Origin of the sequence: Rubrimonas cliftonensis, from assembly GCF_900107585.1 — a bacterium.
GTDB lineage: Bacteria > Pseudomonadota > Alphaproteobacteria > Rhodobacterales > Rhodobacteraceae > Rubrimonas > Rubrimonas cliftonensis.
Genome location: NZ_FNQM01000003.1, coordinates 143796 through 170373, shown reverse-complemented (window position 1 = coordinate 170373; position 26578 = coordinate 143796). Strand labels below are relative to the sequence as shown.

Below are 26578 nucleotides of genomic sequence, written 5' to 3'. Positions count from 1 at the left end.
GCCGGCGCGAACCGGCCGCGCGGGGCGCTTCAGAAGTAGGGCGTGACGCCGACGGGATAGAGCATGTCGATCCCGAACCACTTCTTCCAGATCTCGTCCACCACGCCGTCCTTGTGGAGCGTGAAGATCGCCACGTTCAGCCAGTCGCGCAGGCTGGAGTTGCCCTTCTGCACGCCGAGACCGCAGTAATAGACGTCCACCGGCGTCTCCAGCACCTTCCATGCGACGTCGTGCCGGTTCATGTGCTCGCCGACGAAGTCCACCACGTCGAGCATCGCGTCGCCGCGCCCCTGCGCCAGCGCGCGCACCACGTCGGGGTAGTTGTCGAGCAGCAGGACGTTGGCCTCGGGCAGGTTCTCCTCGATGAATTTCAGCGGCGTGGTGCCGCGGACCTGCACCATGGTCGCGTCGGGGGTGTTGAGATCGCGCCAGCTCTCGTACGGTTTGCCCTCGACCGAGAGCACGCCGAAGATCTCGGTGTGTACGGGAAGCGTGTAGTCGATGATCATGGCGCGCTGAGGGTTTCGCGTCATCGCGCCCATGACATAGTCGATCTTGCCGCTGGCGACGAAGGGGATGCGGTCCGGCGAGCCGACCTGCACGACTTCGAGTTCGACGCCCAGCATCTCGGCGATCCTGCGGGAGAACTCCACGTCGAAGCCGTCGATCTCGTTGCGCTCGTTGTAGAGGCCGAGCGGCGGCAGGGTCGGGTTCACGCCGACGCGCAGGACGCCGCTCGCCACGACTTCGTCGAGCGAACGCGCCTGGGCGTCGGCGCCGTGGCCGATCACGGCGGCGAACGCCGCCGCGGCGAATGCGATTGATCTCAGCATCGGGTCTGTTCTCCCTGTCTGCGGCGCGTCCTCTCGGTCGGCCGGATCGTGACGCGCATTGCGCTTCATTCGACAAATCGTATACGCTTCATCGACAATATGAACGCATTGTCTGCATGGAGCCAGGGTTGCGCAGGATCGCGGCGCCCGCTGCCCGCAACTTGAGCAAGGTTGCGCGCGTAATGTTCACCGCTGACGGCGACGAGGTCGCGGCGCGCGCCGGCGCCAGCGTCGCCGCGGCGCTGATCGCGGCCGGCCGCCCTGCGCTCGGCCGCTCGCCGCGCGACGGCCGGCCCCGCGGCGCCTTCTGCCTGATGGGCGTCTGCCAGCAATGCGTGATGCGCATCGACGGCGTGCGCCGGCCCGCCTGCATGGTCGAGGCGCGGGCCGGCATGGTCGTGGAGAGCCTCGCATGACCGCAGCGGCGCCGCCGCTCAGGGCGGAGGCCGCCGTGATCGGCGCCGGGCCGGCGGGAGCGACGGCCGCGGCGGTCCTCGCCCGGGCCGGCGTGTCGACGGTTCTCATCGACGAGGCCGCCGCGCCCGGCGGCCGCGTCTGGCGCGCGCCGCCGGACGTGCTGCGCGCGCGCGCCGGCGGGCCGGAACTGGCAGAGGGCGACGCGCTTCGGGCTCGTGTGGCCGGCGCCGGCGCGCAGCTTCTCGCGGGGGCGGTGGTCTGGTCCGTGACCGAGCTCGGCGGGCGTTTCCGCATCGACGTCATGACCGACGGCGGGATGACGGACCACGGGCCGCGGGTGATCGAGGCGCGCCTGCTGCTCGTGGCGACCGGCGCTCTGGAGCGCGTTTCGCCGTTTCCGGGCTGGACGACGCCCGGCGTGATAGGCCTCGCCGCCGCCACGATCCTGCTCAAGAGCCAGCGCATGGCGCCGGGCCGGCGCCTCGTCGTGGCCGGCGCCGGGCCGCTGCTCGCCGCCGTCGCCGCCGGCGCGCTGAAGGCGGGCGCCGAGGTCGTCGCCGTCGCCGATCTGAACGGCGCGGCGGACTGGGCGCGGGCGGCGCCGGCGCTCGCCGGCCGCCCTGCGCTGGCCGCGCGCGGTGCCGGCTGGGTCGCGGCGATGCTGCGCGCGGGCGTGCGGCCCGGCTTCAGGACCGGCGTGCGCGCGGCGCATGGCGACATGCGGCTCGAGGCGGTCGAGCTCGGCCCGGTGGACGCCGAGGGCGCGCCCGTGGCCGGCGCGCCGACGCGGAGGGTGGCGTGCGACGCGCTCGCCGTCGGCCACGGCCTCGCGCCGGCGACCGAGATCACCCGCCTCCTGCGCGCCGCCCACGTCTTCGACCGTGCGCGCGGCGGCTGGCTACCCGAGACTGACGACGCCTGCCGCACCTCGGCCCCGCGCCTCTACGCCGCCGGGGACGGCGCCGGCGTGCTTGGGGCCGCGGCGGCCCTGGCGGCGGGCGAGCGCGCCGCCGCCGCCATGCTTGCCGATCTCGGTCGCGGCCCCGCGCCGCGCCCGGCGCCCGGCGCCAGCCGCGCCGCGCGCTTCGGCGCCGCCATGGGCCGCCTGAGCCGCCAGCGTCCGGCGGCGACTGCGGCGATCGCGCCCGGGACCGTGGTGTGCCGGTGCGAGGACGTGACCCGCGCCGAGATCGACGCCGCCTTCGACGCGGGCGCGACGGACCTCAACCAGCTCAAACACTTCACCCGCTGCGGCATGGGCCCCTGCCAGGGCCGCGTCTGCGGCGACGCCGCAGCCGAACTGCTGGCGCTGCGGCTGGCCGGGCGCGGCGGGGTGGACGCCGCCCGCCGCGCCGTCGGGCAATGGACCGGGCGCGCGCCCCTGCGCCCCGTTCCCCTGGACGCCCTGATCGGCGCTTTCGACTACGCCGACATCCCCGTGCCCGACCCTGCGCCGCTGTGACCGCGCCGCCGACATACGACGCCGTGGTGGTCGGCGGCGGCGTGCACGGCTGCACGCTGGCGCTGTTTCTCGCCCGCGGCGGGATGCGCGTGGCGCTGATCGAGCGCGGGCCGCTCTGCCGCGAGGCGTCCGGCGTCAACGCCGGCACGCTGACCATGCAGATGACGCGTGTCGCGCTGATCCCCTACGCGCTGCGCGCGCACCGGATGTGGGCGACCGCGCGGGAGTGGCTCGGCCATGACGTCGGCGTGGTCGTCTGCGACGGCCTGTCGCTCGCCTTCACCGAGCGGGAGGCCGAGATCCTCAGCTTCCGGGCCGGCAAGCGCCGCGAGGCGGGCGCGCCAATCGATCTGGTCTCCCCGGCCCGCGCGAAGGCGATCGAGCCGGGGCTCTCCGACCATCCGATCCTCGCCGGCTTCTGCCCGGTCGACGGCTACGCCAGCGCCTATCTCACCGGCCTCGCCTTCCGGCGCGCGCTGGTCGAGGCGGGCGCGACGCTGTTCGAGAACGCCGAGGCGACGGGCGTCGAGCCGTGCGCGGGGGGCTACGCGGTGCGCGTCGCCGACGGCCGCGCGATCGCCGGGGCGCGGCTGGCGCTGTGCGGCGGCGTCTGGCTCGAACCGATGTGCGCGTGGCTCGGCGTCAGGTTGCCCGTCAAGGTGCTGGTCAATCAGCTCGCCGTGACGGAGCGCACGCCGCCCGTTATGCGCAGCGTCGTCGGCGTGGCGAGCGGGCTGCTCTCGCTCAAGCAGTTCGCCAACGGCACGACGGTGATCGGCGGCGGCTGGCAGGCCGTGGGAGACCGCGACCGGGGCGGCTTCGCGCTGCGGCCCGAAGCGCTGATCGGCAATCTCCGCCTCGCCTGCCACGCCATTCCCGCGCTGCGCGGGGCGCGGCTCGCCCGCGCCTGGGCGGGGCTGGAGGCCGAGACCGCCGACGCGATGCCCGCCGTGGGGGAGCTGCCCGGCCTGCCGGAGGCCTATGTCTGCGGCGGCGTGCATTCCGGCTACACCAGCGGCCCGTACATCGCGCGCCTGCTCGCCGAAAGGATGCTTGGCGGCGAGCCCGATCTGCCGCTGTTCCCCGTCGAGCGCCTGCTTGCGCCTGCTCCCGAAGCCGCCGGCGCGTCCCCGCGCGTCCCGGCCGGCGCCGACGCCCCCGAGGGAGACCCAGCCCGATGACCGACGCGCCCGCCGCCCCGCGCGGCGTCTACGCCGCCCTGCCTTGCCCGCTCACGGCCGACTTCGACGTGGACGCGGCCCCGCTCGCCGCGCTGGCCGCGCGGCTTGCCGCGGCGGCGGGCGTCTCCGGCTTCCTGCTCAACGGTCACGCGGGCGAGAACGCGGTGCTGCCGCTCGAAGCGCAGCTCCGCGTCGTCGGGATCGTTCGCGCCGCGGCGCCGGGGGCCTATCTCGTGGCCGGCGTCAACGCCGAAAGCGCGCTGGTCGCCGCCGCCCATGCGGCCGGGCTGGAGGCCGCCGGGGCCGACGCGCTGATGGTGTTCCCGCCGAACGGCTGGGCGCTTTATGTCGAGCGCGAGATGGCGCTCGCCCACCACCGCGCCGTCATCGAGGCGACGACGGCGCCGATCATGCTCTATCAGGCGTCGATCTCGGCGGGGCGCATGGCGCACGGGCCCGACACGCTCGCCGCGCTCTGCGCCCTGCCGCGCGTCGTGGGGGTGAAGGAGGGCAGCTGGGAGGTCGCCGCCTACGAGGCCAACCGCCGGCTGGTGAAGGCGACGCGGCCGCAGGTGGCGGTGTACGGCTCGGGCGACGAGCACCTGCTGACCAGCTTCGTGATCGGCTCGGAGGGCAGCCTCGTCAGCCTCGCCGCCGTCGCGCCGGAGCCGGTCGCGACGCTGTTCGCGGCCGTGGAGCGGGGCGACCTCGACGCCGCGCGCGCCGCGCATGAGCGCATCTATCCACTGGCGCGCGCGATCTACCGCGAGCCGCCCGGCGGTCGGGCCAACGCGCGGCTCAAGACCTGCCTCGCGCTTCAGGGCCATTTCCCGAGCGACCGGATGGCGCCGCCGACCCCCGAAACCCCTGCGCAGGAGCGGGCGGCCCTGCGCGCCGCGCTGGTCCACGCCGGGGCGCTCGACGCCTGAGGCCGCGCCCCGCGCGCCGCCTCTCGCCCCGCCGTCATTCAGCCGCCTCCGCCCGGCGCCCGCCCGCCACATGCACCGCGACGCCGTGCTCGCGGCAGAGCGCGTCGATCGCCTGCGGCGGCGTCTCGTCGGTGAACAGCGCGTCGAGGTCGGTCAGCCGCGCGATGCGGACCGGCGCGGTGCGGGTGAACTTGGTGGCGTCGGCCACGAGGCAGCTGCGCCGTGCGTTGGAGATGATCGCCTGCGCCACCCGGACCTCGCGGAAATCGTAGTCGAGCAGCGCGCCGTCCGCGTCCACCGCCGAGGCCCCGATGATCGCGTGGTCGACCTTGAACTGGCGGATGAAGTCCACCGTCGCCTCGCCCACGAGCCCGTTGTCCGAGCGCCGCAGCACGCCGCCGGCGACGATCACCTCGCAGTGCGGGTTCTGCGCCAGCGTGTTGGCGACGTTGAGGTTGTTGGTGATGACCAGCAGGTTGCGATGGCCCGAGAGCGCCCGCGCCACGGCCTCGGTGGTCGTGCCGATGTTGATGAACAGCGAACAGTCGTCGGGGATGTGCGCGGCGCAGAGCCGCGCGATCTCGGTCTTGCTGTCGCCGGCGGTCGCGGCCCGGTCGGCGTAGCCGGCGTTCGCCACGCCCGAGGCCAGCATCGCGCCGCCATGGGTGCGCGCCAGCACCCGCGCCTCGCACAGTTCGGCGAGATCGCGCCGGATCGTCTGGCGCGTGACGTTGAACCGCTCCGCCAGCTCCTCCACCGTCACCCTGCGGGCCCGACGCGCGAGCTCCACGATCTCCTGCTGACGGAACGATGTGGTCATGGCCGGCCCGTTCGCTTTCTTCCCCGCCATGACAATATCGGCATCCGGATGCGCGAAACAAGCGATTTTCGATCATAAGATACGCGGTGCTGGCGAACATTCCGCGAAATCGCGCATTTTTGCGCGCCTGATCTTCGCTTTCAGGCTTCGCTATGCGCGTTCATGTTGCGTTAGGGCTCAGAATCGGTATGAATGCCGACATGCGAAACGACATCATCGATCTTCTGGTCATCGGCGGCGGCGTGAACGGCTGCGGCATCGCGCGCGACGCCGCGGGGCGCGGGCTCACGGTCACTCTCTGCGAGAAGGACGATCTCGCGCAGGCCACCTCGTCGGCCTCCACGAAGCTGTTCCACGGCGGGCTGCGCTATCTGGAGTTCTACGAGTTCCGGCTGGTGCGCGAGGCGCTGGTGGAGCGCGAGACGCTGCTGCGGGCGATGCCGCACATCTCCTGGCCGCTGCGTTTCGTGCTGCCGCACCATTCGGGCCTGCGCCCGCGCTGGCTTCTGCGGCTCGGCCTGTTCATCTACGACCATCTCGGCGGCCGGAAGATCCTGCCCGCCACGAAGTCGCTCAACCTGCGGGAGAACGCCGCGGGCAAGCCGCTGAAGCCGATGTTCGAGCGCGGCTTCGAGTATTCCGACTGCTGGGTGGAGGATTCGCGGCTTGTCGCGCTCAACGCCCGCGACGCGGCCGATCGCGGCGTCAGGGTGATGACGCGCACCATGGTCGTCGGGGCCGAGCGCGACGGGTCCGTGTGGCGCGTCTCCCTGCGCGACGCCGAGACGGGCGAGACCCGCGAACTGCGCGCGAAGGGCGTCGTCAACGCCGGCGGGCCGTGGGTGGAGGACATCCTTTCCGGCAAGCTGCGCCTCAATACGCCCGACCGCATCAGGCTGGTGCGCGGCAGCCACATCGTCACGAAGAAGCTGTTCGATCACGACCGCGCCTACATCTTCCAGCAGTCCGACGGGCGGATCGTGTTCGCGATCCCCTACGAGACCGACTTCACGCTGATCGGGACCACCGACCGCGACCATACCGACGCGCCGGGCGCGGCGGTCTGCACCGACGAGGAGGCCGACTATCTCCGCAAGGCGGCCTCGGAGTACTTCGAGAAGCCGATCGCGGCGGAGGACGTCGTGTGGCGCTACTCCGGCGTGCGGCCGCTCTATGACGACGGCGCCAAGTCCGCCACCGCCGCGACGCGCGACTACGTCCTGCGCGTCGAGGCGACGGGGGAGGGCGCCCCCGCGCTCAACGTGTTCGGCGGCAAGATCACCACCTACCGCCGCCTCGCGGAGGCCGCGCTGGAGAAGCTCCGCCCGCATTTCCCGCAGATGGGGCCGGGCTGGACCGCCGGCGTGCCGCTGCCGGGCGGCGATTTCCCGGTGGACGGCGTGGCGAGGCTTGCGGACGACCTGCGCAAGGCGCATCCCTTCGTGGACGCGCGCTTCGCGCTGCGCCTCGTGCGCGCCTATGGCGTGGACGCGGCGAAGATTCTGGGCGACGCGCTGAAGTTCGAGGATCTCGGCCGCCATTTCGGCTGGAACCTGACCGAGGCGGAGGTGCGCTGGCTGATGGAGCGCGAATGGGCGAGGCGCGCCGACGACGTGCTCTGGCGGCGCAGCAAGATGGGCCTGCGCCTGACGAAGCGGGAGGCCGCGGCGCTGGACGACTGGATGCGCGAGGCAGGCCCCGCGATCGTCGCCGCCGCGGAATGACGGCACAGGATGACGGGCGCTGCGTGGCTGGCCTAGACTAGCCAACTCACAAGCAACAACAAAAGCAAGAAGGGGGGCTACGTCCATGGCGCTGACGCTGCAGGGCGTGACCAAGGTCTCGGGCGCCGAGACCCATATCCATCCGACAGACCTGACGCTTGAGCGCGGCGGCATGACCGTGCTGCTCGGGCCGACGCTCGCCGGCAAGACTTCGCTGATGCGGCTGATGGCCGGGCTCGACCGCCCCGACGCAGGCCGCATCCTGTTCGACGGGCGCGACGTGACGCGGTTGCGCGTGCAGGATCGCAACGTCGCGATGGTCTACCAGCAGTTCATCAACTATCCGGCGGCGACGGTCTACGACAACATCGCCTCGCCGCTGCGCATCAAGGGCCTCGCCTCGGGAGAGATCGACCGGCGCGTGCGCCAGGCGGCGGGGCTGGTCAGGCTCGACGAGGTGCAGCTGCGCAAGCGCCCGCTGGAGCTTTCCGGCGGCCAGCAGCAGCGCTGCGCGCTGGCGCGCGCGCTGGTGAAGGAGGCGACGCTGGTGCTGCTCGACGAGCCGCTCGCCAACCTCGACTACAAGCTGCGCGAAGAGTTGCGCGCGGAGCTGCCGCGCATCTTCGCCGACAGCGGCGCGATCTTCGTCTACGCCACCACCGAGCCGCACGAGGCGCTGCTGCTCGGCGGGAACACCGCCTGCCTGCACGAGGGCCGCGTGACCCAGATCGGCCCGACGCCGGAGGTCTATCGCGCACCGGTGGACGCCACCACCGCCCGCGTCTTCAGCGACCCGCCGATGAACTTCGCGCCGGTGAGAAAGTCGGGCCAGAGCCTCGACTTCGGGACGGGCGCGTTCCCCGCCGGGCCGCTCTCGTCGGCGCCGGACGGCCGCTACATGGCCGGCTTCCGCCCCAACCATCTTCACATCACGCGGCCCGAGACCGACGCCATGGCCTTCAACGCCCATGTCGCCGTGACCGAGATCACCGGTTCGGAGAGCTTCGTGCATGTCGACTGGCGGCCGCCGGGCGGCGAGCCAGCCCGCTGGGTGGCGCTGGCCCATGGCGTGCACGAACCGCCGCTCGGCACCGAGATGCGCGTCTTCGTCGAGCCGCGGCACCTGTATCTTTTCGCTGAGAGCGGCGCGCTCGCCGCCGCGGCCCCCTATGCGACGGCGGCCTGACCCATGGCGAAGATCACCCTCGACAATCTCGGCCATTGCTACGGCGGCCGCCCGGCGAACCGCGACGACTACCAGCTCAAGCCGATGAGCCATGTGTGGGAGGACGGCGCGGCCTATGCGCTGCTCGGCCCGTCGGGCTGCGGCAAGTCCACCCTGCTCAACATCATCTCCGGCCTGCTGATCCCCAGCGAGGGCCGCGTGCTGTTCGGCGAGCAGGACGTGACGCGCGCCCCGACGGCCAAGCGCAACATCGCGCAGGTCTTCCAGTTCCCGGTCGTCTACGACACCATGACCGTTTACGACAATCTCGCCTTCCCGCTGCGCAACCGCCGCGCGGCCGCGAGATATGTCGACATCCGCGTGAAGGCCGTCGCCGAGATGATCGGGCTGGCAGACCGCCTCGACGAGCGCGCGCAGGGGCTGACCGCCGACGCCAAGCAGAAGATTTCGCTCGGCCGCGGCATGGTGCGGGAGGACGTCTCGGCGATCCTGTTCGACGAGCCGCTGACCGTGATCGACCCGCACATGAAATGGGAGCTGCGCACCCAGCTCAAGGCGCTGCACCGCGAGTTCGGCCACACGATGATCTACGTCACCCATGACCAGACCGAGGCGCTGACCTTCGCCGACAAGGTGGTGGTGATGAGCGATGGCGAGGTGGTGCAGGTGGGCGCGCCGGCGGAACTGTTCGAGCGCCCGGCGCACACCTTCGTCGGCTACTTCATCGGCTCGCCGGGCATGAACGTGCTCGACGCCGAGGTGGAGGGCTCGATGGCGCATGTCATGGGCTGCGCGCTGCCGCTCGCCCGGCGCTACGGCAGGCTTTCGGGCAGGGTGCAGATCGGCGTCCGCCCGGAATTCGCCTCGGTCGCCGAGACCGGGCCCGGCCTGCCGGTGAGCGTGACGCGCGTCGAGGACGTCGGCCGCCACCGCGTCGTGCGCGCCACCATCGGCGGCGTCGAGGTCAACGCCATCGCGCAGGAGGGCCAGAGCGTTCCCGAGAACGCCGAATGGCTCCGCTTCGCGCCCGAGGCTGTCAACGTCTACGCCGACGGCTGGCTCGTGGAAGGGGAGGCCGCGTGATGGAGAAGACGCGCAACAACCGCGCCTGGTTCATGGTGCTGCCCGTCGTGGCGCTCGTCGCGTTCTCGGCGGTGCTGCCGCTGATGACCGTCGTCAACTATTCGGTGCAGGACACGTTCGGCAACAATGTCTTCTTCTGGGCCGGGACGGAGTGGTTCACGCAGGTGCTCGAGTCCGAGCGGATGCATGACGCGCTCTGGCGGCAGTTCCTGTTCTCCGCCGTGATCCTCGCCATCGAGGTGCCGCTCGGCGTCGCCGTGGCGCTCTGCATGCCCAAGAAGGGGTTCTGGGCCTCCGTCTGCCTCGTCCTGATGGCGCTGCCGCTGCTGATCCCGTGGAACGTGGTCGGCACGATCTGGCAGGTGTTCGGGCGGGTGGACATCGGCCTGCTTGGCTGGACGCTCGCCAATCTCGGCGTCGACTACAACTATACCCAGAACCCGCTCGACGCGTGGATCACGGTCGTCGTGATGGACGTCTGGCACTGGACCTCGCTGGTGGTGCTGCTCGCCTATGCCGGGTTGCAGTCGATCCCGCAGGCCTATTACCAGGCCGCGCGCATCGATCAGGCCAGCCGATGGAAGGTGTTCCGCTACATCGAACTGCCGAAGATGAAGGGCGTTCTGCTGATCGCGGTGCTGCTGCGCTTCATGGACAGCTTCATGATCTACACCGAACCCTTCGTCGTGACGGGCGGCGGCCCCGGTACGGCGACGACGTTCCTTTCCATCGACCTCGTGAAGATGGCGCTCGGCCAGTTCGACCTCGGCCCAGCGGCGGCGTTCTCGCTGATGTATTTTCTCGTGATCCTGCTGCTCTCTTGGGTGTTCTACACCGTGATGACCAACAGCGACAAAGCCGGGAAGGGGGCCTGAGCCATGAAGATCGGCAACTTCCTCGTCGTCACGCTCTACATCCTGTTCCTGATGCTGCCGATCTACTGGCTGCTCAACATGAGCTTCAAGCCGAACTCGGAAATCCTCGGCGGCATCACCTTCTTTCCGCGCAACTTCACGGTGCAGAATTACGTCACGATCTTCACCGACCCGTCCTGGTACATGGGTTATGTGAACTCGATCCTCTATGTGGCCATGAACACGGTTATTTCGCTGGCCGTGGCCCTGCCGGCGGCCTACGCCTTCAGCCGCTACAGCTTCCTTGGCGACAAGCACCTGTTCTTCTGGCTGCTGACCAACCGCATGGCGCCGCCGGCTGTCTTCGCACTGCCCTTCTTCCAGCTCTACTCGTCGGTCGGGTTGTTCGACACCCACATCGCGGTGGCGCTGGCGCACTGCCTCTTCAACGTGCCGCTGGCGGTGTGGATTCTCGAAGGCTTCATGCGCGGCGTGCCGAAGGAGATCGACGAGACCGCCTACATCGACGGCTATTCATGGCCGCGCTTCTTCGTGAAGATCTTCATGCCGCTGATCGCGAGCGGCATCGGCGTGGCAGCCTTCTTCTGCTTCATGTTCTCGTGGGTCGAGCTGCTGCTCAGCCGCACGCTGACCACGGTGGACGCCAAGCCGATCGCGGCGACGATGACGCGCACCGTCTCCGCCTCCGGGCTCGACTGGGGGCTGCTGGCGGCGGCCGGCGTGCTGACGATCATCCCCGGCGCGCTCGTGGTGTTCTTCGTGCGCAACTACATCGCCAAGGGTTTTGCGCTGGGGAGGGTGTGATGGCTGTCGCTGTTCAGAAAGGCTCCGCCGTCGCTTCGTGGATCTGCGTCGGGCTTGGGCTCGCGCTCGGCGCGCTGACGGCGAGCGGGCAGGCGGGCGCGGTCATGGGCGCGGCGACGGCCGGCGCCGACTTCACCCAGAACCTGAGCCCCGGCTCGTGGATGGCGTGGACCGGGGCAGGGGCGTTGTTCTTCGGCGTGATCGCGGCGCTGCTGCTCGCGATGATCGTGTGGGGCGCCGTGGCGCCGGAGACGCCGCGCGTCGGCGTGCTGCGCATCGAGACGACCCCCGGCGACCGGCTGTTCCTGTCGCTCCTGGGCTCCGCTTTCATCTGCCTCGGCTGGCTGGCGCTGTTCGGCGCGCCGCTCTGGGGCGGACTATCGGTTTCGCTTCTCTACGCCGCGGCGGTGTTCCGCTGGGTCTGAGGGAAGAGAAAAACCCCGTCCGGAAAGGCCGGGGAGACTTCAACGCTATGGGAGGCGATCAATGACGAGACTTTTGAGCGGCGCCGCCGTTCTGGCGCTCACCGCAGGCGGGGCCTGGGCCAACGAGGAGGCCATCGCGAAGTGGCTGCCCGAGTTCCAGCCCTCCGCCCTGTCCGAAGCCGAGCAGAAGGCGGAGCTGGAGTGGTTCGCCGAAGCCGCGAAGCCCTTCGCCGGCATGTCGATCAACGTGGTGTCCGAGACCATCGCGACGCATGAGTACGAGGCCAACGTGCTGGCCCGCGCGTTCAGCGAGATCACCGGCATCCAGGTCACGCATGACCTGATCGGCGAGGGCGACGTGGTCGAGAAGCTGCAGACGCAGATGCAGACCGGCCAGAACGTCTATGACGCCTATGTGAACGACAGCGACCTGATCGGCACCCACTGGCGCTACCAGCAGGTCCGCAACCTGACCGACTGGATGGCCGGCGAGGGCGCCGACGTCACGCTTCCGAGCCTCGACGTCGCGGACTTCGTGGGCGCCAGCTTCACCACCGGCCCGGACGGCAAGCTCTACCAGCTGCCGACCCAGCAGTTCGCGAACCTCTACTGGTTCCGCTACGACTGGTTCAACGACCCCAAGAACCAGGAGGACTTCCGCGCCGCCTATGGCTACGACCTCGGCGTGCCCGACAACTGGTCGGCCTACGAGGACATCGCGGAGTTCTTCACCGGGCGCGACCTCAGCCACATGGGCGTCGAGGGCGAAGTCTATGGCCACATGGACTACGGCAAGAAGGATCCCTCGCTCGGCTGGCGCTTCACCGACGCGTGGATGTCGATGGCCGGCATGGGCGACAAGGGCGAGCCGAACGGCCTGCCGGTCGACGAATGGGGCATCCGCGTCAACGAGAACTCGCAGCCCACGGGCTCCTGCGTCGCGCGCGGCGGCGCCACCAACTCGCCCGCTGCAGTCTATGCGATCGAGAAGTACATCGACTGGCTGACGAAGTACGCCCCGCCCGCCGCGGCCGGCATGGTGTTCTCCGAGGCTGGCCCGGTTCCGGCGCAGGGCCAGGTCGCCCAGCAGATGTTCTGGTACACCGCCTTCACCGCCGACATGGTCAAGGACGGCATCCCGGTCGTGGACGAGGCAGGCAACCCCAAGTGGCGCATGGCCCCCAGCCCGCACGGCGCCTATTGGGAAGACGGCATGAAGGTCGGCTACCAGGACGCCGGCTCCTGGACGCTGATGAAGTCCACGCCCCTCGACCGCGCCAAGGCCGCATGGCTCTACGCGCAGTTCACCGTGTCGAAGACCGTGGACGTGAAGAAGTCCCACACCGGGCTGACCTTCATCCGCGAGTCCACCATCGAGCACGATAGCTTCACCGAGCGCGCGCCGAAGCTCGGCGGCCTCGTGGAGTTCTACCGCTCGCCGGCCCGCGTGCGCTGGTCGCCCACGGGCACCAACGTGCCGGACTACCCCAAGCTCGCCCAGCTCTGGTGGCAGAACATCGGCGACGCCTCCTCGGGCGCCAAGACGGCCCAGGAGGCGCTGGACGCCCTCTGCGCCGCGCAGGAGCAGGTGATGAGCCGTCTCGAGCGCGCCGGCGTGCAGGGCGACATCGGCCCGAAGCTGAACGAGGAGCGTGATCCCGAATACTGGCTGAGCCAGCCGGGCTCGCCGAAGCCGAAGCTCGACAACGAGGATCCGACGCCGGTGACCATCGGCTATGACGAGCTCGTGAAGAGCTGGTCCGAGAGCAACTGAGCGTTCCGCGCGGCCGGTTTCGACCGGCCGCGCGCCTCCTGCGACGGCTGGCCGATGCGCTTCAAGCCGACCCTGCAAATCGTTAAAATCGTTTGATTGCACGCTCGAATTGCGTCATCCTTTAGCCGCAATTCTGAGGAGATGACGTCATGCGCACGCTGATGGTCCTCGCTTTCGTGGTCGTTTCGGGAGTGGTGGTCCCGCCCGCGGACGTCGCGCCGGGGCAGTACAACCCCTGCAACCCGAAAATCCAGACCTGCACCTGAACGAGGCGGTCGCGCCATGACAGGCCGCGCCGCCTTCGTCGAAGCGGAGCGGTGGTCGCGCACGGCGGCTGCGCTCTTGGCCGCCACGCTTCTGGCGGCTTCGCCCGCGTCGGCCCAGCTCGCCGGCGACCCGACGCCCCGAAACGTCGTCGAGACGCAGGCGACCATCGCCAGACTGCTCGGCATCGACAGCGCCTGGACGCTCGGCTACGCGCTCGGCGTGTTCGTGATCCTCGCCTTCGCGCGCGAGCAGCTCAACCGGCCGCTCGACGTCGGCAGCGTCGCCCAGCGGCGCGCCCGGCTGGTGGAGATGTTCGCGCCCGACCAGCTCCGCAGCCGCGCCGTCTTCGCCCGCGGCTTTGCCTTCTACGCCGGCCTGCTGCTGCTGGGCTACACGCTGCTGAGCCTCGGCGGCGCCTCCGCGCTCCAGCTCCTCTCGCCGGGCGGTGAGGCTTCCGGCGCGCTGGCGGAGTTCGACGGCGCCTCCGCGCCGCTCTTCTTCGCGCTGATGCTGGTGGGGCTGATGCCCAGCTCGCCGATCCTCAGCCGCATCGAGAAGCGGATGCGCGAGCTGGCGCACCGGATGATCGGCGTGCCGGCGCATTTCCACGAGTTCACCGACCTGCTGCTCCAGGTGCGCATCGAACCCGACGACATGGGCGATCTCCGCGTCGGCGGCGCCGAGGCGCAGCGCCTGCGCATTGTGCTGGGCGCGATGCGCGAGGCGCTGGGCGACGGGCCCGGCGTCGACCGCATCGAGCAGGCGGTGCTGAAGCTCTTCGCGTTCCAGGCCTGGGGCCGGGCGGCGCCGGAATGGCCGTCATGGACCGTGCGCAACGAGTTCAAGCGGCTGGAGCTGGAGATCGTGCCGGCGGTCACGGCGCTGATCGAGGATCTGGCCGACCTCGCGGAGCGCCATGGCTCCCGGCGGCCAACGCGCGAGGCGAAGGTCGAGGACGCAGAGCAGGGCGCCGCGCTCCCGATGACCGTGAGGGGCGCAGAGGGCGCGCCGCCCGTTGCGGTGGCCGACGGGGCCATCCTCGCCGACGGCCGGGCGCTCGAGGCGCGCTGGCGCGCGCTCGGCGACCGCGCGGTGGAGGCCGTGGAGGACGTCTGCGCCCTGCTCGCGCTCTACGCCGAGCGCGCCGACACGACGCCGGGCCGCGACAACGCGGTGGCCAACCTCCTGCGTGAGCTGATCTTCCGCGCCGAGGCCGAGCGCGGCGCCCGCGCGCCGCAGGCGGACATCCTTCTCCGCGCGCTGCTCATCATGGCGTCGCTGATGTTCGCCATCGGCGCGATCGGCCACGCCTCGGGCGTGAACCCGTTCCCGAACACCTCCGCGATGGGCGCCGGGGCGCTCTGGGCGATGGGGATTCTCGTGAACTACGGCCCGTCCAGCTTCCTGACCTGGAGCGCGCGCCAGTCCGCCGCCGCGCGCAACGCATGGCGCAACGCCTTCGACCCCGACAACGTGTTTCCGACGCTGCAATACGTCTTCCTGTTCATCAACGCCTGGTTCGTCTCGGCGATCTCGATGGCGACCTACCTGATGTTCAGCCGCATGTGGGGGCATGTCTCCCACGTCCGCAGCCACGGCGGCGAGCTCGACTTCCATCAGGTGTTCAACGACTACGTCTCGCTCGGCGACGCCGGCGTGGCGGGGCAGTTCTGGGCGGCGCTCATGTTCGCCGTCCTCGGCGGCTTCCACGCCTGCATGATGGCGCTGATCTACGACCACGTCTCCAACTCGGCGTGGCGGGACCGGCAGGAGAGGCCGCCCGGAGACCCGCGCCGCGGACAGGTCATCCTCGCCGCAAACGCGGTGGGCCTCGCCGTGCTCTGCTTCGTCGCGATGGACGCGCTCGGCTACCGCGAGGCCGCCGCCGGGACCGATGCGCGCGTCGAGATGATGGAGCGGACCGTCGCGCAGGCGGTCGCCGCGCCCATCGAGCGCGTGCGCGCGCTCGACACGGGTGAGAATCTCTCGGCTGAGGAGGCGCTCGACAGGGTGAAGGGCGCGCTGCGGACGGCGTGGGACGGCGCGCCGCAGGCCTATTTCGCGGTGGCCGACAATGACGGCGCAGCCGTCGCGCGCCGGCAGGCCGTGATGCAGGTCGGCCGCGCCGCGGCGGCCCTCGGGCCCGACTGGATCGGCCCGACCGCCGCTGCGATGCAGGACATCGACCCCGACCTCAAGGACCTCGACGTGCTGCGCGCCCGGCTCGCGAGGCCGGCGCCCGAGGAGGCATGGGGCTTCAGCGCGCTCGACAGCATCCTCTACAGCGTGCTCAGCGCCGGGCTCTTCGGCCTGTCCAGCGCATGGCTGATGCTGCGCGCGCTGCGGCGGCTCTACGAACTGCGCTACCGCCGGCCCGTTCCCCTCGCCTGAAACGCTCCCCGCGGCGCCCTGGTCGACCGGGGTGCGCGCCGCGCGTGCGAGGCGGCGTGGGCGCAGTGGGACGCGAGGGGCGCGTGCGCGGGGACACGGCGCGCTGCGCGGGGGGAGCGTCGCCGGGCGCCCCGGCCCGCCGCCGCTCCCGGTCCGCCGCCGCCCTCATGGCGCCCGGCGACGCCGCCGCTATACTGCGCGCGCCGGGCCATGCGGAGGGCGGCGCGATGCTCCCGCCACCGCGCGCCCGGCCCCGCGCCCGGGGCCGCGATCGGCGCCCGCGCGAGGACGACGGCATCCTAGGGGAGACGCTCCATGACCCATATCCTGGCCATCGACCAGGGCACGACCTCCAGCCGCGCCATTCTGTTCGGCCCGGACATGCAGGTGGTCGCGACCGCGCAGGAGGAGTTCCCGCAGCACTTCCCCGACAGCGGCTGGGTCGAGCACGACCCCGACGACCTCTGGTCCACCGTCGCCGGAACCTGCCGCGCGGCGATGGAGCGGGCCGGCGTGCGCGCCGACGACATCGCCGCCATCGGCATCACCAACCAGCGCGAGACGGTGGTGGTCTGGGATAAGGCGACCGGCCGCGCCGTGCACAACGCCATCGTCTGGCAGGATCGGCGCACCTCCGAGATGTGCCGCCGCCTGCGTGCCGAGGGCCATGAGGCGATGGTGACCGAGCGCACCGGCCTGCTGCTCGACCCCTACTTCTCGGGCACGAAGCTCGCATGGCTGCTCGACAAGGTCGAGGGCGCGCGGGCGAGGGCCGAGGCGGGAGAGCTGCTGTTCGGCACGGTGGACAGCTACCTCATCTGGCGGCTGACGGAAGGCGCGTCCCATGTCACCGACGCCACCAACGCCGCGCGCACGCTGCTCTACGACATCCGCCGCGGCTACTGGGACGAGGACATCTGCCGGCTGCTGAACATCCCGATGGCCATGCTGCCCGAGGTGCGCGACAGCGCCGCGCATTTCGGCGACAGCCGCGCCGACCTCTTCGGCCGGCCTATCCCCATCCTCGGCGTCGCCGGCGACCAGCAGGCGGCGACCGTGGGGCAGGCGTGCTTCGAGCCCGGCATGGTCAAGAGCACCTACGGCACCGGCTGCTTCGCGGTGCTGAACACCGGCGACACGCCGGTGACGTCGAAGAACCGCCTTCTGACAACCATCGCCTATCAGCTCGACGGCAAGCCGACCTATGCGCTGGAGGGCTCGATCTTCATCGCCGGCGCGGTGGTGCAGTGGCTGCGCGACGGGCTGAAGATCATCCGCGAAGCCCGCGAGACGCAGGGGCTCGCCGAGCAGGCCGACCCCAACCAGAAGGTCTATCTCGTGCCCGCCTTCACCGGTCTCGGCGCCCCCTACTGGGACAGCGAGTGCCGCGGCGCGCTCTACGGCCTGACCCGCGCGACCGGCCCCGCCGAGATCTCCAAGGCGGCGCTGGAGAGCGTCGGCTACCAGACCCGCGACCTCCTGGAGGCGATGCACGCCGACTATCCCGCCGACGAGACCATCGTGCTGCGGGTGGACGGCGGCATGACCGCGAGCGACTGGGCGCTGCAGTTCCTCTCCGACATGCTCGGCGCCGACGTCGACCGCCCGAAGGTGCTGGAGACGACCGCGCTCGGCGCGGCCTGGCTCGCCGGCATGAAGGCGGGCGTCTATCCCGCGCAGGCGGAGTTCTCGAAGGCGTGGGCGCTCGACCGCCGCTTCACGCCCTCGATGGACCCTGCGCGGCGGGACCGGAAATACGCCGGCTGGCGCGACGCCGTGCGCCGGACGCTCTCGGCGTGACGCCGTTCGGCTTCGCCACGGCGACGCGCATCGCCTTCGGGCCCGGCGTCGCGGCGCAGGCGCTGGCGGCGGCGCCGACGATGGGCGCCCGCGCTTTCGTCGTGACCGGCGCGACGCCGGCGCGGGCGGCGTGGCTCGTCGAGGGGCTCGCCGACAGCGGCGTGGCGGCGCTGGCGCACGCCTGCGCGGGCGAGCCGACCGTGGCCGACGCGGAGGCCGCCGTCGCGGCGGCGCGCGGCTTCGGGGCGGATCTGGTGATCGGCGTCGGCGGCGGCGCGGCGCTCGATCTCGCCAAGGCGGTCGCCGGGCTGGCGCAGGCGCGCGACCCGCTCGACCATCTCGAGGTCGTCGGCCGCGGCCTGCCGCTGGCCGGCGAGCCCTTGCCGCTGATCGCCGTTCCCACCACCGCGGGGACCGGCGCCGAGGTCACGGCCAACGCGGTGCTCGGCGCGCCCGAGCATGGCCGCAAGGTCTCGCTGCGCGACGCGCGCCTGCTGCCGAAGCTGGCGCTGGTGGACCCCGACCTGCTCATCGGCCTGCCGCGCGCCGTCGCGCTCGCCTCCGGGCTCGACGCCGTCGTGCAGGTGATCGAGCCCTACCTGTCGCGCATGGCCAACCCGCTGACCGACGCGCTCTGCCGCGACGCGATCCCGCGCGGCTTCGCGGCGCTGCCGCGGCTGCTGGCGGGGGAGGGCGGTTCCGCCGGCGCCCGCGCCCGCGCCGACATGGCCTTCACCAGCCTCTGCGGCGGCCTCGCGCTCGCAAACGCGAAGCTCGGCGCGGTGCACGGGCTGGCGGGCGTGATCGGCGGGCGCACGACGCTGGCCCATGGCGCGATCTGCGGCCGCCTCGCCGGGCCGGTGCTGGCCGCGACCGAGGCCGCGCTGCCCGCCGATCACCCCATCGCCCCGCGCTGCCGCGAGGTCCGCGGCTGGATCGCGGCGACGCTCGGCGGCGATCCTGCGCAGGGGTGGGAGACGCTCGCCGCCTTCGCCGACGCCGAGGGCCTGCCCCGCATCGACATCGCCGGCGCGGAGGCCGACGTGGCGAAGGCCGCCGCGCTTTCCTCGTCGATGAAGGGCGCCCCCGTGCCGCTGGAGAGGGCGGCGCTGGAGGCTGCGCTCGTCGCCTGCCGCCCCTGACCGCGGCCTGCGCGATTTTGTCGGCGCATTCGGCGTGTTGGGGTCTGGACGCCCCCGCGCGCCGATGCTACTCCCGCCGCCACTGCTGAGGCAGTCGCCCGGGTAGCTCAGTTGGTAGAGCAGCGGATTGAAAATCCGCGTGTCGGTGGTTCGAATCCGCCCCCGGGCACCATCAAGTCCGATGCGCGCGAGGCGCGCACTTCAGACGATGGTGCTCTTCTTGAGGTCGATCGTCGCCGACGAGCCGTCGAACCATGTCAGCGCATACTTCGTGTTCGTCGTGCCGGTGTGCTTTCCGGCGGCGTAGACGTGCATCACCGCGCCCTGCCAGTTGTAGAAGAAGGTGTGGTTCGTGCGCGGTTGCGTCTGGTGCAGCAGCTGGAAGGTGTCGTTCTTGGCGCCGGTCTTTCCGGTGAAGGTCTGTCCGCCGGTCGCGGGGCCGTTGTCGCAGTACTTCTGGATCTGCTCCGAAACCTCGTCGCAGGCGTCCTGGAACTTCTGGTTGACCGTCGTCGTGCCGTCCTCGCGCTTCGGAGACCAGCTATAGGTGACAGGCGTCACCGCGACGGTCGTCGGCGCAGGCTGGTGCAGGATGCACAGGCCATCCTTCGACTCCGGCCGCCCGCAGGGCTTGCCCTTCTTCTCGTGGCCTTTCGGCTCAAGCATGTAGGTGCAGGCCATCGGCGTATCTCCCAATGCGGCGCGCGGCGGTGGGACGGGTTCCGATCCGCTCTCGCGCAGAGGGTGGGCGCATCGACGGCGCCGATCAAGCGAGACGTTCGCCGCGTCCGTCAACCGATCTGCAGCGCGGGGTGCCGGTTCACGTCCTTGTAGAGCAGGTAGCGGAACGGGCCGGGGCCGCCGGCATAGGCCGCCTGCGGGCAGAAGGCGCGCAGCCACATGAAGTCCCCCGCCTCGACCTCCACCCAGTCGCGGTTGAGCCGATAGACCGCCTTGCCCTCCAGCACATAGAGCCCGTGCTCCATCACATGCGTCTCGCAGAACGGGATCGCGGCGCCGGGGCGCATCGAGACGATGGTCATGTGCATGTCGTGCCGCAAGTCGTCGGGGTCCATGAACCGCGTCGTCGCCCAGGCCCCGTCCGTGCCGGGCATGGGGTCGGGCGCGATCTCCGCCTCCTGCGCCACGAACGCGCAGGGCGCGCCCAGCCCCGGCGCCGGCGTCCAGGCCTTGCGGACCCAGTGGAACACGCAGGGGCCGTCGTCCTCCGCCAGCAGCGTCCAGTCCGTCGCGGGCGGGACGTAGGCGAAGCCGCCGGGCCCCAGCGCATGGCGCTCGCCGCCGATGGTCAGCGCCGCCGAGCCGGCGGTGACGAACAGCGCCGCCTGGCCGGCCGGGTCGGGCTCGGGAGAGCCCGGCCCGTCGAAGCCGCCGCCCGGCGCGACCTCGACGACATACTGCGCGAAGGTCTCCGCAAAGCCGCTCATGGGTCGCGCGATGATCCACGCCCGCGTCCCACGCCAGCCGGGCAGGCGGCTCGTTACGATGTCGCGCAGCACGCCTTTGGGCAGCACCGCATACGCTTCGGTGAAGACCGCCCGATCACTCAGCAGGGTCGTCTGCGACGGCAGGCCGCCGGGGGGCGAGGCGTAGGTCGTCGGCATCCTTGTCTCTCTCCCATGATCTGGCGCATGGCGCGCGCCGCGGTGATGCGCCTGGCGACGCGCGGACGCAAGCGCCGGGCTCCGCCCGGCCCCACAGCGTGAGGCGCGTTCGTTAAATCGATTTAACAAGTGCTTGACTGCGCGTCCCCGGGGCGGAATGCTCGACCGTGCGACGCCGGACCAACCGGCGCGTGAAGGAAACCGCCCTGGGGAGGGTCAAGCGCATGGCGTCAGTCGTCGTCCGGGACGTCCGGAAATCCTTCGGTCAGTCCGAGGTGATCCATGGCGTCTCCATCGACATCGAGGACGGCGAGTTCGTGGTGCTGGTCGGCCCGTCGGGCTGCGGCAAGTCCACGCTGCTGCGCATGATCTCGGGGCTGGAGTCGATCACCTCCGGCGAGCTCTGGATCGGCGAGCGCATGGTCAACATGGCGCCGCCGAAGGAGCGCGACATCGCCATGGTGTTCCAGAACTACGCGCTCTACCCGCACATGACGGTGTTCGAGAACATGGCCTTCTCGATGCGGCTGCGGAAGGCGCCGCAGGAGGAGACCGACCGCCGCGTGACCGAGGCCGCCGCGATCCTCGGCCTCACGCCGCTGCTTGCGCGCTTCCCGCGCCAGCTTTCCGGCGGCCAGCGCCAGCGCGTCGCGATGGGCCGCGCCATCGTCCGCGACCCGCAGGTGTTCCTGTTCGACGAGCCGCTGTCGAACCTCGACGCGAAGCTGCGGGTGCAGATGCGCACCGAGATCAAGGCGCTGCACCAGCGCGTCGGCGGCACCACGATCTACGTCACCCACGACCAGATCGAGGCCATGACCATGGCCGACAAGATCGTGGTCATGCAGGGCGGCCATGTCGAGCAGATCGGCGCGCCGCTGGAGCTCTACGACAACCCGCGCAACGTGTTCGTCGCGGGCTTCATCGGCTCGCCGGCGATGAACTTCCTGACTGGCGTGGCGAAGCGCAACGGCGCCGGCATGACTGTCGTCACCGACCATGGCGAGACCGTCGCCGCGCCCGAGACGCCGGGGCTGGAGGACGGACGGCCGGTCGTGATGGGGGTGCGGCCCGAACACCTGACGCTGACCGGAGACGCCCATGGCTTCGCCGCGCAGGTCGTCGTGACCGAGCCGACCGGCGCCGAGGTGCAGGTTTCCGCCCGGCACGGCCAGGACGAGATCACCGCGGTCTTCCGCGAGCGCGTGGCGCTGAAGCCGGGCGAGACCATCCGCCTCTCGCCCGACCTCGCGCACGCCCATCTCTTCGACGCCGCCACCGGGCTCAGCCTGCGCGCCTGACGCGTCGCGGGCCTCACGGACGGAGACGACCAGACCGGAGCGAACCTCCGGCGCAACGAAAGGGGAGGACTACCGATGAACCTGACACGCCGCTCGCTCCTGCGCAGCACCGCCGCAACCGGCGCGCTCGCCATGGCCACGTCGCTTACCGGCTGGGCGAAGGCCTGGGCGCAGACTTCCATGCTGCACGCGCCGGAGGAGGGCGCCACGCTCCAGCTGCTGCGCTGGCGGCGCTTCATCCAGTCCGAGGAGGACAGCTTCATGGCGCTCGTCGCCGCCTTCACCGCCGCCACCGGCGTGCCGGTGGAGGTGCTGAGCGAGGGCATGGACGACGTGCAGCCCAAGGCCTCGGTCGCCGCCAATGTCGGCTCGGGGCCGGACATGTTCTGGGGCCTCTACTCGCTGCCGCACCTGTTCAGCGACCGCTGCATCGACGTCACCGACGTCGCCGACTACATCGGCAACAAGTATGGCGGCTGGGCGCCGTCCGCAGAGGTCTACGGCAAGTCCGGCGACCAATGGATCGCCCTGCCGGTGGCCTACAACGCCAACCTCATCAACTACCGCCAGTCCGCCATCGCGGAGGCCGGTTTCTCGGAGATGCCGGGCGACACCGAGGGCTTCCTTGAGCTCAACCGCGCCCTGAACCGCATCGGCAAGCCCGCCGGCATGGCGCTCGGCTTCGCCTCCGGCGACGGCAACGCCTGGGTCCACTGGTGCCTGTGGAGCCATGGCGGCAACCTGGTCGACGCCGACGACAACGTGATCATCAACTCGCCCGAGACCGAGGCGGCGCTGGTCTACGCCAAGAACCTCTACGACGTCTGGATCCCCGGCACCGCGTCCTGGAACGACAGCTTCAACAACAAGGCGTTCCTGGCCGAGGAGGTGTTCCTCACCAACAACGGCGTCTCTATCTACGCCGCCGCGCAGAACGCAGCCGCCGAGGGCGACGAGAAGATGGCCGCGATGGCCGAGGACATCAACCACGCCTACTGGCCGGTCGGGCCGGTCGGCAAACCCACCGAGTTCCACATCTGCTACCCGCTGATGGGGATGACCTACACGAAGTATCCCAATGCGGTGAAGGCCTTCATGCAGTTCATGATGGAGGCTGAGAACTACGGGCCGTGGCTGAACGGCGCGCGGGCCTATCTCAGCCACGCCTATGCGGCCGGCGAGGATTTCGCCGTCTGGACCGCCGATCCGAAATTCGCCCCGGCCAAGCCCGCGGCCTATCGCACGCTGACGGCGGGCGGCCTCGGCTCGGTGGGCGAAAAGGCAGCCTCGGCGCTGGCCGACTTCGTGGTGCTCAGCATGATCGCCAACGCCTGCTCCGGCCGCTCGACCCCGCAGGACGCGATGCGCGTCGCCGAGCGGCAGGCCCAGCGCATCTACCGCTGACGCCTTCCGCGCCACGCAGACCGACGCCCCGGCGGCAGCCGCCGGGGCCGCCGCAGAGGAAGCGCCGCCCATGGCAGACGTGCCGCTCAGCCCCACGCGCTCCGCCGCCGCCAAGGCCGGCGGGGCGAGCGCCTGGACCCGGCTGCAGACCAATCGCAACTGGCTCGGGCTTTGGTTCATGCTGCCGGCGGCGGGCTTCCTGATCCTGTTCCTGGCCTACCCGCTGGGCCTCGGCGTCTGGCTCTCCTTCACCGACAGCCGCATCGGCCGCCCCGGCGAATTCATCGGCTTCGAGAACTACGCCTGGCTCTGGGGCGACGACGTGTTCTGGCTGAGCGTGTTCAACACGCTGCTCTACACCACCGTCGCCAGCGTGCTGAAATTCGCCATCGGCCTCTACCTCGCGCTGCTGCTGAACCGGCACATGCGGTTCAAGGCGATCATCCGCGCGGTGGTGCTGATCCCGTTCATCGTGCCCACGGTGCTCTCGGCGGTGGCGTTCTGGTGGATCTTCGACACGCAGTTCTCGATCATCACCTGGATGCTCCAGGGGCTGGGGCTGATCGACCACCAGATCAACTGGCTCGGCGACAGCACGATGGCGCGGGCGAGCGTGATCTTCGCCAACATCTGGCGCGGCGTGCCGTTCATCGCCATCACGCTGCTGGCGGGGCTCCAGACAGTGCCGGGCTCGCTCTACGAGGCCGCGACCATCGACGGGGCGACCCGCTGGCAGTTGTTCCGCTTCATCACCTACCCGCTGCTGACGCCCATCATCGCCGTGGTGATGACCTTCTCGGTGCTGTTCACCTTCACCGACTTCCAGCTCATCTGGGTGCTGACGCGCGGCGGCCCGTTCAACGCCACGCATCTGATGGCGACGCTGAGCTACCAGCGCGCCATCCTCGGCGGCAATCTCGGCGAGGGCGCGGCGATCGCCACCGCGATGATCCCCTTCCTGCTCGCCGCGATCATGTTCTCGTGGTTCGGCCTGCAGCGCCGCAAATGGCAGAGCGGAGGCTCCGATGACTGACGCCCGCACCTCGACGAGCCGCATGGCCGTGACCGTCGAACAGGCTGACGCGACCGAGGGCATGGACTATCTCGAGACGCGGGGCCGCCGGCTGGTCAATCTCTGGCTGCCGCTCGGCGTCATCATGGTCGTGCTGCTGTTCCCGTTCTACTGGATGGGCCTGACGGCGGTGAAGCCGGACGGCGAGCTGATCGACCTCGACGGAACCTTCCCGCTCTGGACGTGGAACCCGACCCTCAAGCACATCACCACGCTGCTGTTCGAGACCGACTATCCCGTCTGGCTCTGGAACACGATGATGGTGTCGGTCGGCGCCACCTTCCTGTCGCTGATCGCGAGCATCGGCGCCGCCTACGCCATCGTGCGCATCCGCTATCGCGGGGCGCAGTGGGTCGGCGGGCTGATCTTCCTCGCCTATCTCGTGCCGCCGTCGATCCTGTTCATCCCGCTGGCGATGATCATCGTGCAGTACGGCCTGTTCGACACGCCCTTCGCGCTGATCCTGACCTACCCGACCATCCTGATCCCGTTCTCGACCTGGCTCCTGATGGGCTACTTCAAGACCATTCCCTACGAGCTTGAGGAATGTGCGCTGATCGACGGCGCGACGCGCTGGCAGATCCTGATAAAGATCATCCTGCCGCTCGCCATCCCCGGCCTGATCTCGTCCTTCATCTTCTGCTTCACGCTGTGCTGGAACGAGTTCATCTACGCGCTGGTGTTCATCTCCGACGCCTCCAACAAGACCGTCCCGGTCGCCATCGTGACCAACTTCACCGACGGCGACATCTTCCGCTGGGGCTCGATCATGGCCGGCGCGCTGATCGGCTCGCTGCCGCTGGTCATCCTCTACGCCTTCTTCGTCGAGCATTACGTCGCCGCCATGACCGGCGCGGTGAAGGAATGAACGTCGCGTTCGTCGGCCTCGGCGCCATGGGCCGGGGCATGGCCGGCAACCTGCTGAAGTCGCAGCATCGCGTCACGGGCTTCGATGTCGCCGCGCAGGCGCTGGACTGGCTGGAGGGGCAGGGCGGCGCGCGCGCGGGGTCCGTCGCCGAGGCCTGCGCCGACGCCGAGGCGCTGGTGGTGATGGTGGTCGACGCCGCGCAGCTCGACGCCGTGATGGCCGAGGCCGGGCCCGCGCTGCCGAAGGGCGCGCTGGTGATTTCCGGCGTCACCGTGCCCCCGGCGGACGCGCAGCGGATCGGGGCCGCCGCCGAGGCGCTCGGCCTCGCCTATCTCGACTGCCCCGTTTCGGGCGGGGCGGTGGGGGCGGAGGCCGGCGCGCTGACGATGATGGCCGCCGGCTCGGACGCCGCTTGGAGCGCCGCGCAGCCCCTGCTGGAGGCGATGGGCGGCAATGTCTGGCGACTGGGCGACGCGCCCGGCGCCGGCTCCACCATGAAGATGGTCCACCAGCTCGCCGCCGGCTGCAACCTCGCCGTCGCCGCGGAGGTGATGAGCTTCGGCGCCCATCTCGGGCTCGACCCCGCCCAGGTGCTCTCGGTCCTGAACGTCTCCGCCGGCGGCTCGTGGATGATCGCCAACCGCGGCCCGCGCATGATGACGGAAGGCGAGGACGTCACCAGCGCCGTGGACATCTTCGTGAAGGACCTCGGCATCGTGATGGACGCCGCCCGCGCCAGCCGCTTCCCCGCAGTGGTCTCCGCCGCCGCGCTCCAGGTGTTCCTCGGGGCTTCCGGCGCCGGCTTCGGCAGGCGAGACGACAGCCAGGGCGTGCGCTTCTATGAAGCCCTCGGCGCCCGCCCGGTCCGCAAGCCCGGCGCCTGAGCGTCCAAAAGCCCGGCCCGCCGCGCCCAGCCCGCCGCACCTCGCGCTACAGAGCCGATTGCTGCGCCGTCGGCGCCGATATCGCCCCCTCTCCCGCCCGGCGGGAGAGGGCCGGGGTGAGGGCGGCCCGCAGCAGCGCCGGAAAGCGTCAGAACCGCCCCGAAACGCACCTTTGCAGAAACGGCGAGTCCTCTTCCGAAATCACCCGCAAGACCAGCAGAACATTGAGAGTTTCACGAAGGCGTCGCGGCGGCGGCGAGCACTTTCGCCAGCGCGGCGCACAAGGCTGTCCTCGCTTGTCGCCACGCCGC

Annotated in this window: 23 protein-coding genes and 1 tRNA gene; 20 read left to right on the top strand and 4 right to left on the bottom strand. The window is 70.7% G+C overall.

Annotated features, from left to right (window positions below; genetic code table 11):
* Positions 1-29: 29 nt before the first annotated feature.
* Positions 30-833, bottom strand: coding sequence for a transporter substrate-binding domain-containing protein (locus BLW43_RS06265; RefSeq protein WP_093250468.1), 804 nt, complete (start codon positions 831-833; stop codon positions 30-32).
* A gap of 182 nt (positions 834-1015) precedes the next feature.
* Between BLW43_RS06265 and BLW43_RS06260 the strand changes: the two genes are divergently transcribed.
* From BLW43_RS06260 to BLW43_RS06245, 4 genes are read left to right on the top strand one after another with little or no spacing between them, the layout of a single operon-like run.
* A complete protein-coding gene (locus BLW43_RS06260; RefSeq protein WP_093250465.1) occupies positions 1016-1249 on the top strand; it encodes a 2Fe-2S iron-sulfur cluster-binding protein in 234 nt (77 codons plus the stop codon).
* The gene (locus BLW43_RS06255) at positions 1246-2712 is read left to right on the top strand and encodes an FAD/NAD(P)-dependent oxidoreductase (RefSeq protein ID WP_093250463.1); all 1467 of its coding nucleotides are present in this window, start codon (positions 1246-1248) and stop codon (positions 2710-2712) included. Before BLW43_RS06260 ends, BLW43_RS06255 begins: the two co-directional genes overlap by 4 nt.
* Positions 2709-3893, top strand: a complete 1185-nt coding sequence (locus tag BLW43_RS06250) for an NAD(P)/FAD-dependent oxidoreductase (protein WP_217632107.1) — start codon at positions 2709-2711, stop codon at positions 3891-3893. Before BLW43_RS06255 ends, BLW43_RS06250 begins: the two co-directional genes overlap by 4 nt.
* Positions 3890-4822 (top strand): dihydrodipicolinate synthase family protein, encoded by a 933-nt coding sequence (locus BLW43_RS06245; protein ID WP_093250458.1) that lies wholly within the window; start codon positions 3890-3892, stop codon positions 4820-4822. The genes BLW43_RS06250 and BLW43_RS06245 overlap by 4 nt, the downstream gene beginning before the upstream one ends.
* Positions 4823-4856: 34 nt before the next feature.
* Here the strand turns inward: BLW43_RS06245 and BLW43_RS06240 are convergent, their stop codons facing one another.
* On the bottom strand, positions 4857-5642 hold the full coding sequence (locus tag BLW43_RS06240) for a DeoR/GlpR family DNA-binding transcription regulator (RefSeq protein ID WP_093251561.1): 786 nt from the start codon (positions 5640-5642) through the stop codon (positions 4857-4859).
* Positions 5643-5842: 200 nt separating this feature from the next.
* Between BLW43_RS06240 and glpD the strand changes: the two genes are divergently transcribed.
* The 11 genes from glpD to BLW43_RS06185 all read left to right on the top strand — a co-directional run bounded on the left by glpD (position 5843) and on the right by BLW43_RS06185 (position 19285).
* Positions 5843-7366 (top strand): glycerol-3-phosphate dehydrogenase, encoded by a 1524-nt coding sequence (gene glpD, locus BLW43_RS06235; protein ID WP_245730944.1) that lies wholly within the window; start codon positions 5843-5845, stop codon positions 7364-7366.
* Positions 7367-7451: 85 nt separating this feature from the next.
* Positions 7452-8552 (top strand): ABC transporter ATP-binding protein, encoded by a 1101-nt coding sequence (locus tag BLW43_RS06230; RefSeq protein ID WP_093250452.1) that lies wholly within the window; start codon positions 7452-7454, stop codon positions 8550-8552.
* Between the two features lie 3 nt (positions 8553-8555).
* Positions 8556-9635: an ABC transporter ATP-binding protein gene (locus BLW43_RS06225; protein WP_093250448.1), complete on the top strand. Its 1080-nt coding sequence runs from the start codon at positions 8556-8558 to the stop codon at positions 9633-9635.
* Positions 9635-10510, top strand: coding sequence for a carbohydrate ABC transporter permease (locus BLW43_RS06220; RefSeq protein WP_093250443.1), 876 nt, complete (start codon positions 9635-9637; stop codon positions 10508-10510). Before BLW43_RS06225 ends, BLW43_RS06220 begins: the two co-directional genes overlap by 1 nt.
* Positions 10511-10513: 3 nt before the next feature.
* Entirely contained in the window at positions 10514-11314 is an 801-nt protein-coding gene (locus BLW43_RS06215; protein WP_093250440.1) for a carbohydrate ABC transporter permease, read from the top strand.
* A complete protein-coding gene (locus BLW43_RS06210) occupies positions 11314-11739 on the top strand; it encodes a DUF2160 domain-containing protein (protein ID WP_245730943.1) in 426 nt (141 codons plus the stop codon). Before BLW43_RS06215 ends, BLW43_RS06210 begins: the two co-directional genes overlap by 1 nt.
* Before the next feature lie 61 nt (positions 11740-11800).
* Positions 11801-13513, top strand: a complete 1713-nt coding sequence (locus tag BLW43_RS06205; protein WP_093250438.1) for an ABC transporter substrate-binding protein — start codon at positions 11801-11803, stop codon at positions 13511-13513.
* Positions 13514-13795: 282 nt separating this feature from the next.
* The gene (locus tag BLW43_RS06200; protein ID WP_093250435.1) at positions 13796-16171 is read left to right on the top strand and encodes a hypothetical protein; all 2376 of its coding nucleotides are present in this window, start codon (positions 13796-13798) and stop codon (positions 16169-16171) included.
* 315 nt (positions 16172-16486) lie between these two features.
* Positions 16487-17971 carry a glycerol kinase GlpK gene (glpK, locus tag BLW43_RS06195; protein WP_093250432.1) on the top strand — a complete coding sequence of 495 codons (1485 nt, stop codon included), beginning with the start codon at positions 16487-16489 and terminating at the stop codon, positions 17969-17971.
* Positions 17968-19113: an iron-containing alcohol dehydrogenase gene (locus tag BLW43_RS06190; RefSeq protein WP_093250429.1), complete on the top strand. Its 1146-nt coding sequence runs from the start codon at positions 17968-17970 to the stop codon at positions 19111-19113. The genes glpK and BLW43_RS06190 overlap by 4 nt, the downstream gene beginning before the upstream one ends.
* 96 nt (positions 19114-19209) lie before the next feature.
* Positions 19210-19285: transfer RNA gene (locus BLW43_RS06185), tRNA-Phe, on the top strand.
* 29 nt (positions 19286-19314) lie between these two features.
* On the opposite strand, the gene BLW43_RS06180 is transcribed toward BLW43_RS06185, so the two are convergent.
* Together BLW43_RS06180 and BLW43_RS06175 are read right to left on the bottom strand one after the other, a co-directional pair.
* Positions 19315-19794, bottom strand: coding sequence for a hypothetical protein (locus tag BLW43_RS06180; protein WP_093250427.1), 480 nt, complete (start codon positions 19792-19794; stop codon positions 19315-19317).
* 110 nt (positions 19795-19904) lie between these two features.
* On the bottom strand, positions 19905-20738 hold the full coding sequence (locus BLW43_RS06175) for a bifunctional allantoicase/(S)-ureidoglycine aminohydrolase (protein WP_093250425.1): 834 nt from the start codon (positions 20736-20738) through the stop codon (positions 19905-19907).
* 224 nt (positions 20739-20962) lie between these two features.
* On the opposite strand from BLW43_RS06175, the gene BLW43_RS06170 reads away from it, so the two are divergent.
* The 5 genes from BLW43_RS06170 to BLW43_RS06150 all read left to right on the top strand — a co-directional run bounded on the left by BLW43_RS06170 (position 20963) and on the right by BLW43_RS06150 (position 26267).
* Positions 20963-22039 (top strand): ABC transporter ATP-binding protein, encoded by a 1077-nt coding sequence (locus tag BLW43_RS06170; RefSeq protein WP_093250420.1) that lies wholly within the window; start codon positions 20963-20965, stop codon positions 22037-22039.
* 75 nt (positions 22040-22114) lie between these two features.
* Entirely contained in the window at positions 22115-23443 is a 1329-nt protein-coding gene (locus BLW43_RS06165; RefSeq protein WP_093250413.1) for an ABC transporter substrate-binding protein, read from the top strand.
* Positions 23444-23513: 70 nt separating this feature from the next.
* Positions 23514-24476: a carbohydrate ABC transporter permease gene (locus BLW43_RS06160; RefSeq protein WP_093250408.1), complete on the top strand. Its 963-nt coding sequence runs from the start codon at positions 23514-23516 to the stop codon at positions 24474-24476.
* Positions 24469-25383, top strand: a complete 915-nt coding sequence (locus tag BLW43_RS06155; RefSeq protein ID WP_093250400.1) for a carbohydrate ABC transporter permease — start codon at positions 24469-24471, stop codon at positions 25381-25383. Before BLW43_RS06160 ends, BLW43_RS06155 begins: the two co-directional genes overlap by 8 nt.
* Positions 25380-26267: an NAD(P)-dependent oxidoreductase gene (locus BLW43_RS06150; protein WP_093250399.1), complete on the top strand. Its 888-nt coding sequence runs from the start codon at positions 25380-25382 to the stop codon at positions 26265-26267. Before BLW43_RS06155 ends, BLW43_RS06150 begins: the two co-directional genes overlap by 4 nt.
* Positions 26268-26578 lie beyond the last annotated feature (311 nt).

Excerpts from the sequence above, each read along its gene's own strand:
- BLW43_RS06260 (WP_093250465.1), top strand. The coding sequence starts at position 1,016 with ATGTTCACCGCTGACGGCGACGAGGTCGCGGCGCGCGCCGGCGCCAGC.
- glpD (WP_245730944.1), top strand. The coding sequence starts at position 5,843 with ATGCGAAACGACATCATCGATCTTCTGGTCATCGGCGGCGGCGTGAAC.
- BLW43_RS06180 (WP_093250427.1), bottom strand. The coding sequence starts at position 19,794 with ATGGCCTGCACCTACATGCTTGAGCCGAAAGGCCACGAGAAGAAGGGC.
- BLW43_RS06240 (WP_093251561.1), bottom strand. The coding sequence starts at position 5,642 with ATGACCACATCGTTCCGTCAGCAGGAGATCGTGGAGCTCGCGCGTCGG.
- BLW43_RS06200 (WP_093250435.1), top strand. The coding sequence starts at position 13,796 with ATGACAGGCCGCGCCGCCTTCGTCGAAGCGGAGCGGTGGTCGCGCACG.
- BLW43_RS06150 (WP_093250399.1), top strand. The coding sequence starts at position 25,380 with ATGAACGTCGCGTTCGTCGGCCTCGGCGCCATGGGCCGGGGCATGGCC.
- BLW43_RS06255 (WP_093250463.1), top strand. The coding sequence starts at position 1,246 with ATGACCGCAGCGGCGCCGCCGCTCAGGGCGGAGGCCGCCGTGATCGGC.
- BLW43_RS06245 (WP_093250458.1), top strand. The coding sequence starts at position 3,890 with ATGACCGACGCGCCCGCCGCCCCGCGCGGCGTCTACGCCGCCCTGCCT.
- BLW43_RS06230 (WP_093250452.1), top strand. The coding sequence starts at position 7,452 with ATGGCGCTGACGCTGCAGGGCGTGACCAAGGTCTCGGGCGCCGAGACC.
- glpK (WP_093250432.1), top strand. The coding sequence starts at position 16,487 with ATGACCCATATCCTGGCCATCGACCAGGGCACGACCTCCAGCCGCGCC.
- BLW43_RS06210 (WP_245730943.1), top strand. The coding sequence starts at position 11,314 with ATGGCTGTCGCTGTTCAGAAAGGCTCCGCCGTCGCTTCGTGGATCTGC.
- BLW43_RS06225 (WP_093250448.1), top strand. The coding sequence starts at position 8,556 with ATGGCGAAGATCACCCTCGACAATCTCGGCCATTGCTACGGCGGCCGC.
- BLW43_RS06265 (WP_093250468.1), bottom strand. The coding sequence starts at position 833 with ATGCTGAGATCAATCGCATTCGCCGCGGCGGCGTTCGCCGCCGTGATC.
- BLW43_RS06155 (WP_093250400.1), top strand. The coding sequence starts at position 24,469 with ATGACTGACGCCCGCACCTCGACGAGCCGCATGGCCGTGACCGTCGAA.
- BLW43_RS06220 (WP_093250443.1), top strand. The coding sequence starts at position 9,635 with ATGGAGAAGACGCGCAACAACCGCGCCTGGTTCATGGTGCTGCCCGTC.
- BLW43_RS06160 (WP_093250408.1), top strand. The coding sequence starts at position 23,514 with ATGGCAGACGTGCCGCTCAGCCCCACGCGCTCCGCCGCCGCCAAGGCC.
- BLW43_RS06205 (WP_093250438.1), top strand. The coding sequence starts at position 11,801 with ATGACGAGACTTTTGAGCGGCGCCGCCGTTCTGGCGCTCACCGCAGGC.
- BLW43_RS06165 (WP_093250413.1), top strand. The coding sequence starts at position 22,115 with ATGAACCTGACACGCCGCTCGCTCCTGCGCAGCACCGCCGCAACCGGC.
- BLW43_RS06215 (WP_093250440.1), top strand. The coding sequence starts at position 10,514 with ATGAAGATCGGCAACTTCCTCGTCGTCACGCTCTACATCCTGTTCCTG.
- BLW43_RS06170 (WP_093250420.1), top strand. The coding sequence starts at position 20,963 with ATGGCGTCAGTCGTCGTCCGGGACGTCCGGAAATCCTTCGGTCAGTCC.
- BLW43_RS06175 (WP_093250425.1), bottom strand. The coding sequence starts at position 20,738 with ATGCCGACGACCTACGCCTCGCCCCCCGGCGGCCTGCCGTCGCAGACG.